This window comes from Paraburkholderia fynbosensis, assembly GCF_902859935.1.
In the GTDB taxonomy this organism is placed as follows: Bacteria; Pseudomonadota; Gammaproteobacteria; order Burkholderiales; family Burkholderiaceae; genus Paraburkholderia; species Paraburkholderia fynbosensis.
Genome location: NZ_CADIKI010000006.1, coordinates 340,628 through 353,051, shown reverse-complemented (window position 1 = coordinate 353,051; position 12,424 = coordinate 340,628). Strand labels below are relative to the sequence as shown.

Sequence of the window (12,424 nt, the reverse complement as noted above, 5' to 3'; positions counted from 1 at the left end):
CGCGAGGCGTTAGCGAGGTTCATGCGAACCAAGGCCTCTGGTGGGAATCACGCGCAATGCGCAGTGTGCTTCGCATTGCGTGGCTTGCAAACTACGAACTTTCGTGGCGACAGGCTGGCAAGACCTGGCATGACGATGCCGTGCGCATTTTCCACGCGCTGGCCACGGCGCGGCAGTTGCAGGTCTAACTGGCCTGACCGGCGCGCAAGCAACTGTACCTGTCGAAGCCTTGCACCGGACGACAGAATGGTGCGCGCTCGGCCTCGCCAGCCAACCCTCCCGGTCAACCCCTCACAACGGATACCTTGCGATGACCCGACTCCGAATCACCTCCTGCGGCCATGAGTTCATCGCCGAAACCCATCCTGATGCGCCGCACACGGTGGCCGCGTTCCTCAAGCTGCTGCCGTATCGCCAGAAGATCATTCACGTGCGCTGGAGCGGCGAAGGCTGTTGGGTTCCGCTCGGCGATTTCAAGCTGGAGAACGACAGCGTGGCGGTGGGCTTCGAGAACCACACGAGCCACCCGTCGGTCGGCGACATCCTGTTCTACCCGGGCGGCTACAGCGAGACCGAGATCATCCTCGCGTACGGTTCGTGTTGCTTCGCGAGCAAGCTGGGGCAGCTGGCGGGCAATCACTTCCTGACTATCGTCGAAGGCCGCGACAAGCTGCGCGAACTCGGCACCAAGGTGCTGTGGGAAGGGGCGCAGGAAGTGCTGTTCGAGAAGATCTGAAACGGGCGCGCGGCCCGTCCATCTTGAACCCTGGTTAATTTTCGTCCGCCAGATCGCGCATACTGGAGGCGCGGGAGCGGCCGGCCGAGCGCTCACGATCTGCCTCGCGAGCGCGGTTTGCAGCCACTGTGGTCGCGTTGCGCAGGGAGCGGCACACCTATTTTTCGCCGCGCTGCGGCACCAGGTCTCCTAGATGACAGACTCGCACGTACCCCCGTTGACTGCCTTCGCCGCCCAGTTGCGCTCGCAACAGGTCGATCTGACCGAACGCTGGATGAAGGCCGTCTTTCGCGATGCCGAACTGACCGAATCCGACCGGCTGACCTACGAACAACTGGCCGATCACATCCCCAACATCCTCGACGAAATCTGCAGCGTGCTGGAGAACCAGAACCTCGACCACGTGGAGGATGCAATCGAGCGCGACGCACGCCTGCACGGCAAAACGCGCTGGACGCAGGGCTACCGGATCGACGAACTGGTGCGCGAGCTCGATCTGTTCCGGCAGATGCTGGCGGGCGCGATCGTCGAATTCAGCGAAGCGCGGCCGTCTTTCACGCGGCGTCACGAGGAGCGCGCGCGGCATTTCATCGACGAGGCCGTCAGCTTTGTCACGCTGACGTCGATCCGCGAAGTCGTCAGCGAGCGCGACCGGACGATCGACGACTACACCGGCCGGCTCGAACGCGCGAATCACGAACTGACGCTCAAGCAGCGGCTGGTCGGCGATCTGCATGAGTCGCGCATGCAGATCACGCGCAGCGTCGTGCACGATCTGCGCAACTTCCTCAATGTGTTTTCGATGGCGCTGCAACTGATCAGCCGCGCGCCAGCGAGGATCGACACCGCGCTTGCGCTGGCGAACCGCCAGGCCGCCGACATGAAAGCGCTCGTGGATGAACTGGTCGAATACTCGGTTGTCCTCGGCGACAGCAGTCCGCTGGTGCTGGAGCATTTCGCGCTGCGCGAGCTGTTCGACGAACTGGTGAGCGCGTGCGCGCCCGTGATCGAAGCGAAAGGGCTGCGCCTTCAGAGCGCGTTCGACGGCGCGCTGGACGAGGTCGTGTCCAACCGGCTGAAGCTCAAGCAGATCGCGCTCAACCTGCTGACCAACGCGGCGAAATACACGAAGGCCGGTCAGATCGAATTGACGATGATCGCCACGCAGGGCGAGCACTGGCGTCTGCGTGTGTCGGATACCGGCGTGGGAATCGGCGCGTCCGATCGGGAGCGCGTGTTCAAGGAATTCGAGCGCGCCACCGACGACGACATTCCGGGCGTCGGCCTGGGTCTCGCGATCGTCAAGGAATTGTGCCGGGTGCTCGAGGGCGACATTCGTTTCGATTCCCGGGAAGGCGAGGGGACCATTTTCGAGATCACCTTTCCGATGCGCTTGCAGGCGCCGGGTGCCTGAAGCGGTCGCTGGCGCTTTTCCTTCCGTTGCCCTGTGCCGGGTCCGATGACCTAGGTCCATCTTTTTACTCTGAGACGAATTCAGAGCGCGTCCTAAAGCGACCTAAGAACACAAAGCTCAAATTAAGAAATGTGGCAGCTTTCATCTTAGTACCGCTATGCCGTTTTTCTTAATTGAGCTAAAAAGTTCTCTTTTAAGAGTAGTCGTATTTCCCAATCCGATTCTGTCGAAGACACTGACCACTTCGCTTTTGCCGGCCAAGTGGAAGCGCGCTGCATTCCTGAGTCATGGCGTGTTCAGACTCATTGCTTAGGATGGCGTAGGAAAAATCTTGGCGAGTGAGTCTCGATAAAAAGATTGGGAGCCATGTTGAACAAGACATATCAAATCGTATGGAACAGAACCACCCGCACCTATGTCGCCGCCTCCGAGGTCGCCAGGCGGCGAGGCGCGTCCGGCGTCTCGGTGTGCCGGGCGCTGACGGCCGCCTGTGCTGGTCTTTTGGGCGCGCTGACGTTGTCGCAGGCGGCCCGCGCCGACGATTGCACGCCGCAGACGCAGGGTTGCATCAACCTCGCGCAGGCGTCGACGACGCAAGTGGCAAGCCCGGCCAGCCCGGCTGCCACTGACGCGGCGATGTCCGCGGAAACCGCTGCCGCGATCAACAACGCCAGCGTGTTCGCCGGCACGCCGGCGGACGTGGGCGGCAGCGCAGCAAGTCAGCCGATCATGATGCTGGCGGCGGCGACCCCCACGCCGGTGACCGATTACATCTCCGTGAGCCCCAATGTCGTTCAGGGGAGCAGCACCAGCGCATCGAACGCGCTGAACGCGATGGCGATCGGCCCCGTGGCCGCGGCAACCGGCATCAATGCGCTGGCCGTCGGCGGGGGCTCGGCGGCCGGGAGCGACGGCTCGACCGCGGTCGGCTCCTCGGCGGGCGCGCTGTCGGTGAATTCGACGGTCGTCGGCGCGGGAGCGACGGTCGGCGCACTGTCGGACAACTCCATCGCGCTCGGCTACAACGCCCGTTCGAGCGGGCTCAACAGCGCGTCGATCGGCGGGCTCGCGAGCGCGACGTCGGTCGGCGCGGTGGCGATCGGCTATAACTCGTTCGTCCGGCAGACGGCGACGAACGGGCTGGCCATGGGCTCCGGTGCGACGGCCACCGCGGCGGATGCGGTGGCGTTGGGCGCGGGCTCGATGGCGGATCGCGCAAACGTGGTCTCGGTGGGCAACGGTACGCTGAACCGGCAGATCGGCTATCTCGCGGCCGGCACCCAGGCCACCGACGCGGTCAACGTCGGCCAGCTCGCCGGCGTGGCTGCGGCGCTCGGCGGCGGCGCGTCGATCGACTCGAACGGCGCGGTGCTCGCGCCGTCCTACACGGTGGGCGGTGCGACTTATCATGACGTTGGCGCGGCACTGGCTGCGGCCGCGTCGGACGGCGTGAGCGCGAGCGCCGATGCCTTGCGCTACGACACGGCGGCGCACGACATCGCGACGCTCGGCAATCGGGACACGGCCGTCAAGCTCACCCATATCGCGGACGGCACGCTCAGCGCCGACAGTTCCGATGCCGTGACCGGCGCGCAGTTGTATGGCGTCGATCAGGCGGTCACGCAAAATTCGACGGCTATTACCAACATCACCAACAACGTCAGCAATATCGCCGACGGGACCTTGGGCCTGCTCCGGCAGGATCCGGTCTCGCGCGATCTGAGCGTCGCGAAGGACACGGAAGGCGTGCATGTCGACTTCACGGGCCAGAGCGGCCCGCGCGAGCTGCTCGGCGTCGCAGCGGGGACGACGGCGGGCTCCGCGGTCAATCTAGGGCAACTCGGTCCGGTCGTCGAGTCGCTCGGAGGCGGCGCAACGGTCAATCCGGACGGCACGATCCAGAAGCCGGTCTACAGCATCGGTGGAACCACGTATGGCGACGTCGGCGCGGCGCTCGCGGCAGCCGTCGCGACAAGTGTGGGCGCGGGCGCCGATGCGCTCCAGTACGACTCGGCGGCGCATGACAAGGTCACGCTGGGCAACCCGCCCGTGCCGGTCCAGCTCACCAACGTGCGCGCGGCCAGTCTCGCCGCCGATAGCTCGGACGCCGTCAACGGCGGGCAGCTGTTCAGCACGAATGAAGCCGTCGCGCAGAACACCGGCAGCATCACGAACCTCGACCAGCGCACCACGACGATCGAAGGGGACGTGAGCAACATCACGAACCAGATCACGAACGGCGAGATCGGTCTCATCCAGCAGGATCAGGCGTCGCGCGACCTCAGCGTGGCCAAAGACACGGACGGCGCCCGCGTCGATTTCACCGGCACGGCCGGCGCGCGAGAACTGACCGGCATTGCGGCGGGCACGGCGGATTCGTCGGCGGTCAATCTCGGCCAGGTCAGACCGATGGTGGCCGCGTTGGGCGGCGGCGCGCAGATCAACGCGGACGGATCGGTGAGCGGCCCCACGTATCACGTGCAGGGCGGCACACAGGCCAACGTCGGCGATGCGCTCGGCTCGCTCGACAGCGGACTCGCCACGTTGCAGCAGAACATGGCGACGGGCGGCATCGGCATGGTTACGCAAGATGCGGCGACCCGCGTGATCAACGTCGGCGCGGCGACCGATGGTTCGCTGATCAACATGGCCGGCACGGCGGGCAACCGGGTCGTCACCGGTGTGGCGGCGGGTGCGGTCGGTCCGTCGAGCACCGATGCGCTCAACGGTGCTCAACTGTATTCGCAGGCGGCGAGCACGGCGGTGGCGCTCGGCGGCGGGGCGACGGTCAATCCGGACGGCACGATGACCGCGCCGTCATATAAGGTGGGCGGTACGGTCGTGAACAATGTCGGCAGCGCGCTGACCAATCTCGATGGCCGCGTGACGCAGAACAGCACGGATATCGCCGGTTTGCAGAGCACCCTCGTCAACCTCAACGGTGCGGTCGCGAATGCGGTTCAATACGACAGCTCGGCCCACGACAAGCTCACGCTCGGCGGCACGGCTGCCAATGCGCCGAAGGTGCAGTTGACCAATCTGAAGGATGGCGAACTATCGGCCACCAGTAGCGACGCCGTGACTGGCGCGCAACTCTGGAGTACGAACCAGCAACTCGGCAGCCTCAATCAGGTCATCAACAATATTCAGACGACTGGCGACACGTACGTATCCGTCAACAGTTCCGGCAATGCGGCGCAGGCGATCGGCAATGGGTCAGTCGCGATCGGCGGCGGCGCGAAGGCATCGGCGCCGAACTCGGTGGCGATCGGCGAGGGCTCGGTGGCCGATCAGACGGGCACGGTGTCGGTGGGCTCGGCCGGCAACGAGCGCCGCATCACCAACGTCGCGGCGGGCCAGGCGCCTGCCGACGCCGTGAACATGCAGCAGTTCCAGGGCGGCATGAACGAGGTCGCGCGCAATGCGTATTCAGGCACCGCGTCGGCTATCGCGCTGTCCATGGTTCCGGAGGTCGATGCAACGAAGAACCTCGCGCTGGGTGTCGCGACGGCTGGCTACAAGGGATATCAGGCGGTGGCGGTGGCCTTGTCCGCGCGCGTCACGTCGAATCTGAAGGTGAAAGTCGGCGCGGGCGTCAGTTCCGCTACGACGACAGTCGGCGCCGGCGCATCGTACCAGTGGTAAGGGGAAGGACTTGCGACGCGCCTCGCCGGCGCGTGTCGATACGCAGCGACGTGAATGGGCGCATGGCGGGACGCCGCGATGCGCCCATTCACGCGCTTCGCCGACACCCCGCCGCCTGAGCGGCCGGGGTGCCGCCAGGGTGCTACTTGAACAGCTTCATCGCCTGCGAGATCGTATTGACCACGCCCCATGCCAGCGGCAGCGTCACGTACAGCCAGAAGATGGCGAGCTTCGCCTTGCTGGTCTGAGGTACGGTTTGAGTGTGAGCGGTCGACATGCGGATCTCCTTAAGCGCCCTTGGCGAGTTGTGCGTCGGTCATGTGGTGCTTGTCGTCCACACGCTTGACCAGCAGGTTGCAGACAAAGCCGATCACCAGCAGCACGACCATGATATGAATGGTCATCGTGTAGGCATCGGCTTTCGCGACGCCATTCGCGACTTCATACGCGCGGATGTAGTTCACGAGCACCGGACCGGCGATGCCCGCGGCGGCCCACGCCGTCAGCAGACGGCCGTGAATGCCGCCGACGAAGGCCGTGCCGAACATGTCCGCGAGGTACGCGGGCACCGTCGCGAAACCGCCGCCATACATCGACAGGATCACGCAGTAGGCGAGCACGAACAGCGCGATCTGGCCGGAAGCCGCGAAACCCGGCACGAGGTAGTACAGCACCGCGCCGAGCGCGAAGAAGATGAAGTAGGTGTTCTTGCGGCCGATCCAGTCCGATGCCGAGGCCCACACGAAACGGCCGCCCATGTTGAACAGCGACAAAAGGCCGACGAAGCCGGCTGCCGCAGCGGCCGTCACCGTGTTCTTGAAGCTTTCCTGGATCATCACCGAGGCCTGACCGAGAATGCCGATGCCCGCCGTCACGTTGAGGAACAGCACCAGCCAGATCAGATAGAACTGCGGCGTCTTCAATGCCTGGTCGATGTGCACGTGGTTACGCGAAATCATCTTGTTCTGACTCGTCGCGGGCGGCGTCCAGCCGGCCGGTTTCCAGTCGGGGGCCGGCACGCGGATCGCGAGTGCGCCGATCGACATAGAGATGAAGTACGCGATGCCGAGCACGACGAAGGTCTCGGCCACGCCGACGCTGGTCGCGCTGCGGAAGTGGTTCATCAACGCCACCGACAGCGGCGCAGCGATCATCGCGCCGCCGCCGAAGCCCATGATCGCCATGCCGGTCGCCATGCCGCGGCGGTCCGGGAACCAGCGGATCAGCGTCGATACCGGCGACACATAACCGAGCCCGAGCCCGATTCCGCCGATCACGCCATAGCCGAGATACAACAGCGCGATCTGATGCAGGTACACGCCGAGTGCGGAGACGAGGAAGCCACCGCCGAAGCAGCAGGCGGCGGTAAACATCGTGCGGCGGGGGCCGACGTGTTCGAGCCATTTGCCGGCAAAGGCCGCCGACAAGCCGAGGAACACGATCGCCAGCGAAAAGATCCAGCCGAGCGCGGTCAGCGACCAGTCATCGGCGGCCGATTGCGTAATGCCGATGACTTTGGTCAGCGGGCCGTTGAACACGGAGAACGCATACGCCTGGCCGATACACAGATGCACGGCAAGGGCGGCGGGCGGAACCATCCAGCGCGAAAAACCCGGCTTCGCGATGGTGGCCTGTTTCGAAAAGAATGGGGCGGAGCTTGGCTGGCCGCCTGGCTCGGTAATGCTGCTCATCGTCGGTCTCCGGTGAGGAAAGCTTTGTTATCGGCGTTTCATACACAATGCTTGAGGCGGCGCAGTGTAAAGGTTGCGGACTCTCGCGTCATCGATATATGCAATTTATTTTCATGTGACTCGGCCAAATTCATGAGGAATTTTGCTTTGCCGAACGATAGGACGCGACGTTGGCCTTTGCAATATGAGGCGCCAAGACATAAGGCATTATCCTGGTGAAATGCGACGGCAATCTGTCGATGCACGGCAGGGTTCCGCGCAACGGCGGCCGAGGGCGCGAAAGCAAACGGGCCGGCGGTGGCAGCTGCGCCACGCCGGCCCGTTGTTCCGGGCGATTACGGATTGCCGGGTATCAGGCGACGCCGCGCCCCGTCTTCATTCTGGCCGCCACGAGCACCGAGATCAGGCAGCCGATCGCCAGATACGCGGCCACCGGATGCCACGAGCCGCCAGCGAAGCTGACCAGCGCCACCGCGATGAACGGCGCGAAGCCGCCGCCGACCACGCTCGCCACCTGATACCCGACACCCGCGCCGCTATAGCGGTACTCGGTGCCGAACAGTTCGGTGAACATCGGTTGCTGCACGCTCACCACCATGTCGTGCGCAATGTTCGCGAGCATCACCGCGAAGACTACGATCCACACCGTCGAGCGCGCGTCGAGTGCGAGGAAGAACGGCACCGCGCTGAACATGCCGACCAGCGCGCCGATGATGTACACGCGGCGGCGGCCGAAGCGGTCCGCCAGCAACGCAAAGCACGGAATCGTCACGCAGCTCACCGCGCCGACCAACAGGCCGATCGTCAGAAAGAATTCGCGCGGCATGTGCAGATTCGCCGTCGAGTAGTTCAGGGCGAACGCCGTCACAATGTACATCGTGAACAGCTCGGCAAGACGCAGCGCGATGATCAGCAGGAACGCCTTCGGATGCCGCAGCAGCGCTTCGACGATCGGCAGCCGAGCGCGGCGCTCGCCGCGCTCACGCACTTTTTCGACGAACTCCTTCGACTCTTCCATGCTCGAGCGGATCCACAGCGCGATCAGCACGAGCACCACGCTGAAGAGAAACGGCAAACGCCAGCCCCAGCTCAGGAACGACGCGTTGTCCATCGAACGGCTGATCAGCGCCACGAGGCCGGTCGACAGCACGAGGCCCACGCCATAGCCGACCTGCACGCCGCTGCTGTAGAACGCCTTCTTCTTTTCCGGCGCGCTTTCGACTGCCATCAACGCCGCGCCGCCCCATTCGCCGCCGACCGCGAAGCCCTGAATCGCGCGCAAGCTCACGAGCAGCACAGGCGCCCACCAGCCGATCGTCGAAAAGGCCGGCAGCAGCCCGATTGCCGCGGTTGACAGACCCATCATCATCACCGTGAAGACCAGCATGCGCTTGCGGCCGAGGCGGTCGCCGTAGTGGCCGAACACGAAGCCGCCGAGCGGACGGAACAGGAAGCCGACGCCGAAGGTCGCGAACGCCGCGAGCGTGCCCATCGCCGGGCTGACTTTTGGGAAGAATTCGGCGTTGAACACCAGCGCCGCGACGATGCCATACAGCAGAAAGTCGTACCAGTCGACCACGGCGCCGACGAAACTGCCGAGCGCCGCCTTGCGCGCATGGCTGCGTGCTAGCTGGTGATCGGCCATCGTGGCTGTCGGGAGGGTGGTGCTCATTGTCGTTGTCTCCTTGACATGCTCGGATTGCTGAGTGCGATCGGGCGGGGCGGCAGGGCCGCCGTCGATCCGCTCAGAATGTCCCGAAGGTTAATGATGCGAAGCGGACCTCACAATCCGCACGGAGGTGGAACTGCGCGATCATCGGACGCGCGTGCGCGCATAGCGCGCGTTTCGCGCGTTTACACGGAGCGTCGGCGCAGGATTGTGTGCCCGGATCGAAGCGGCCAGCCGGCAAACCGGCCGGGTGGACACGTGCTAACGTGATGAATACGAGCGTTACGTGAAAACAACATATCTTGATATACTACATACCGAATATTGAAAAATGCGGCGATGCAGCATATGATTGAGTCATTCGTTCACTCAATCGTCTGGAGTTGCAAATGCAGTTCGTGTCTCTTTTGCTGTTCGCCATTGCTGTCGTGGGTTTGGGCGCCTCCGCCACCGTTCTGTTGACCGACTGGATTCCGCAATCGGTCGCGAACCTTGCATCGCAACACGGCCGCTTCATCGGCTTGGGCGAGCAACCACGCGAGGCGACGTCGTATCGCGCGCATGTTCAATCCGAGGCGATGAATGTCGTCAGAACTTCAAACTGAAACAGTGGCAACACCGCTGACCTTGTCGTTGCAGCCGATCGGCGCGAGCGCGAGCTTGCGTGATCAGGCGTACGCGATGCTGCGCCAGGCGATCGCCGACGCGGATATATACCAGAATCGCGAAGAAATCCGCCTCGACGAGCGCGTGCTGAGCGAATCGCTCGGCGTGAGCCGCACGCCGGTGCGCGAAGCGATGACACTACTCGAGCAGGAAGGCTTTCTTCGCATGGTGCCGCGGCGCGGTATTTATATCGTGCGCAAGAGCAAGCGCGAAATCGTCGAGATGATCCAGATGTGGGCAGCGCTCGAAAGCATGGCAGCGCGGCTTGCCACGCTGCACGCCACGGACGAGGAAATCGCCCGTTTGCGTCACATGTTCGACAATTTCCGCGACGCGACGCCGGCCGAGCATATCGCCGAGTATTCGGACGCCAACATCGCGTTTCACCAGGCGATCGTCGAGTTGTCGAAGTCGCAGATCATTCTGGACACAATCAAGAACATCTTCATCCACGTGCGGGCGATCCGTCGCATGACGATTTCGCAGAGCGACCGCGCGTCGCGCTCGATCGTCGATCATCTGCGGATCATCGAGGCGCTGGAACAACGTGATACCGAGCTGGCCGAGCGGCTCGTGCGTCAGCACTCGCTGGATCTCGCGGCGTTCGTCGAGGCGAATTGCGATTTTCTGGATTGATGGTGTGAGCGGTTGATCGGCGTTGCCGACGACAAGGCCTGCGGTGTGCAAACACCGCAGGCCTTTTTGTTTGTGCGCTGCTCCCGGCACAGGGATAACCCATGCTTGACGACATCAGAAATATGGTATGTGATATATCAACGTTTTCGAATCAGCAATAGGCCAAGTCAGTATTTTCCCGAGCGGTAGTGAACACTGCTAGCGTCTTTTCACTGCAAAGCCTTGACCGGCAAGGCGCTACAGCAAGTGTTTCGTCGCACGCACATCTTGAAATTGGCCTTGATCGAAGTTGATATATCACATACCGTATGTGACAGGCCTGAACCGGCCTTAGGCGCTAGAGCAAAGACACAGGAGACCGCCATGTCTGCAGGTGTTTCATCGCTGAATCCGATGGTGGGCAGCACGACGGCCGACGACACGCACAGGCAGAAGACGCGCAATGCTGGTGTCATCGCGGGCGGACACCGGTTCGCCGACATGCTCGGCGGCCAAGGCGAGGAAGTGCGCGATCCCGCGCAGATCGCCGGCGCGTGGCAGCGCGCTCGCGAAGCGAATCATCGTACCGGCCGTTCGGCGGTCGTCAATGTCTGGGTCGCCCCGCGCGAGCACGCGCCGGGCACGAAGAACCAGAGCATGTACAAGTAAATCGCAAGGCCTTCTGGAGACATGACATGGGCAAAGCACTCGACGGTGTACGCATTCTCGATTTCACGCATGTGCAATCGGGACCGACCTGCACGCAATTGCTGGCATGGTTCGGCGCGGATGTGATCAAGGTGGAGCGGGCCGGCGCAGGCGACATCACGCGCGAGCAGTTGCGCGATATTCCCGACGTGGACAGCCTGTATTTCACGATGCTCAACCACAACAAGCGTTCGGTCACGATCGATACGAAGAACCCTGAAGGCAAACTGGTGCTCGAAGCGCTGATCCAGAAATGCGACGTGCTGGTCGAGAACTTCGCGCCGGGCGCGCTGGATCGCATGGGCTTCACGTGGGAGCGGATCCAGGAACTGAATCCGCGCATGATCGTCGCGTCGGTAAAGGGCTTCGGTCCTGGACCTTATGAGGACTGCAAGGTCTACGAGAACGTCGCACAGTGTGCGGGCGGTGCGGCGTCGACCACCGGCTTCGACGACGGGCCACCGGTCGTAAGCGGCGCGCAGATCGGCGACAGCGGTACGGGTTTGCATCTGGCGCTCGGCATCGTCACGGCGTTGTATCAGCGCACGCAAACCGGTCGCGGTCAGCGCGTGCTCGCCGCGATGCAGGACGGTGTGCTCAACCTGTGCCGCGTGAAGCTGCGCGATCAGCAGCGGCTCGATCGCACCGGCATCATGAAAGAGTATCCGCAATATCCGAACGGGTCGTTCGGGGAAGCGGTGCCGCGTGCGGGCAATGCGTCGGGTGGCGGTCAGCCGGGCTGGATTCTGAAGTGCAAGGGCTGGGAAACGGACCCGAATGCGTACATCTACTTCATCACGCAAGCGCCGGTGTGGGCGAAGATCTGCAACGTGATCGGCAAGGAAGAGTGGGCGACCCATCCGGACTATGCGACGCCTGCGGCGCGTCTGCCGCACCTGAAAGACATCTTTGCCGAGATCGAGCGCTGGACCATGACCAAGACGAAATTCGAGGCCATGCAGATCCTCAACAAATACGACATCCCGTGCGGGCCGATCCTGTCGATGAAGGAAATCGCCGAGGAGCCGTCGTTGCGCAAAACCGGCACGATCGTCGAAGTGGATCATCCGACGCGCGGCAAGTATCTGACCGTTGGCAATCCTATCAAGCTGTCCGACAGTCCGACCGAGGTCAAACGTTCGCCGCTGCTGGGCGAACATACCGACGAGGTGATGGCCGAACTCGGCTATTCGCCGGAGCAGATCAGCGCGTTGCGCACGGCCGGCGCGATCTGAAGGCGCGGGAGTCGAAGTCAGTCAAGCCAGGCTTGTCCCGGAACG

General features: G+C 63.4%; 11 protein-coding genes. 8 read left to right on the top strand and 3 right to left on the bottom strand.

The annotated features are described in order from the left end of the window. Positions 1-56: 56 nt before the first annotated feature. From HV770_RS39420 to HV770_RS12965, 4 genes are all read left to right on the top strand, one after another. Positions 57-188: a hypothetical protein gene (locus HV770_RS39420; protein ID WP_281366216.1), complete on the top strand. Its 132-nt coding sequence runs from the start codon at positions 57-59 to the stop codon at positions 186-188. A gap of 122 nt (positions 189-310) precedes the next feature. Next, the gene (locus HV770_RS12975; protein ID WP_175160099.1) at positions 311-736 is read left to right on the top strand and encodes a DUF3830 family protein; all 426 of its coding nucleotides are present in this window, start codon (positions 311-313) and stop codon (positions 734-736) included. Positions 737-929: 193 nt separating this feature from the next. Continuing rightward, entirely contained in the window at positions 930-2,150 is a 1,221-nt protein-coding gene (locus HV770_RS12970) for a sensor histidine kinase (RefSeq protein ID WP_175160098.1), read from the top strand. A 366-nt stretch (positions 2,151-2,516) separates the two neighbouring features. Beyond that, the gene (locus HV770_RS12965) at positions 2,517-5,795 is read left to right on the top strand and encodes a YadA-like family protein (protein WP_175160096.1); all 3,279 of its coding nucleotides are present in this window, start codon (positions 2,517-2,519) and stop codon (positions 5,793-5,795) included. A gap of 142 nt (positions 5,796-5,937) precedes the next feature. Here the strand turns inward: HV770_RS12965 and HV770_RS12960 are convergent, their stop codons facing one another. The 3 genes from HV770_RS12960 to shiA form a co-directional block, all read right to left on the bottom strand. Continuing rightward, positions 5,938-6,072 (bottom strand): MFS transporter small subunit, encoded by a 135-nt coding sequence (locus HV770_RS12960; RefSeq protein WP_121320923.1) that lies wholly within the window; start codon positions 6,070-6,072, stop codon positions 5,938-5,940. Between the two features lie 10 nt (positions 6,073-6,082). Continuing rightward, positions 6,083-7,486, bottom strand: a complete 1,404-nt coding sequence (locus tag HV770_RS12955; protein ID WP_175160094.1) for an L-lactate MFS transporter — start codon at positions 7,484-7,486, stop codon at positions 6,083-6,085. Between the two features lie 352 nt (positions 7,487-7,838). Next, positions 7,839-9,158, bottom strand: a complete 1,320-nt coding sequence (gene shiA / locus HV770_RS12950; RefSeq protein WP_175160092.1) for a shikimate transporter — start codon at positions 9,156-9,158, stop codon at positions 7,839-7,841. 386 nt (positions 9,159-9,544) lie between these two features. Here shiA and HV770_RS12945 point away from each other — a divergent pair, with 386 nt between their 5' ends. The 4 genes from HV770_RS12945 to frc all read left to right on the top strand — a co-directional run bounded on the left by HV770_RS12945 (position 9,545) and on the right by frc (position 12,379). Continuing rightward, on the top strand, positions 9,545-9,760 hold the full coding sequence (locus HV770_RS12945) for a hypothetical protein (protein WP_175160091.1): 216 nt from the start codon (positions 9,545-9,547) through the stop codon (positions 9,758-9,760). Next, positions 9,738-10,457 carry a GntR family transcriptional regulator gene (locus HV770_RS12940; RefSeq protein WP_175147851.1) on the top strand — a complete coding sequence of 240 codons (720 nt, stop codon included), beginning with the start codon at positions 9,738-9,740 and terminating at the stop codon, positions 10,455-10,457. The genes HV770_RS12945 and HV770_RS12940 overlap by 23 nt, the downstream gene beginning before the upstream one ends. Before the next feature lie 363 nt (positions 10,458-10,820). Beyond that, positions 10,821-11,105, top strand: a complete 285-nt coding sequence (locus HV770_RS39705; RefSeq protein WP_425497408.1) for a hypothetical protein — start codon at positions 10,821-10,823, stop codon at positions 11,103-11,105. Between the two features lie 26 nt (positions 11,106-11,131). Next, positions 11,132-12,379, top strand: a complete 1,248-nt coding sequence (gene frc, locus HV770_RS12930; RefSeq protein ID WP_175160089.1) for a formyl-CoA transferase — start codon at positions 11,132-11,134, stop codon at positions 12,377-12,379. Positions 12,380-12,424: the final 45 nt, after the last annotated feature.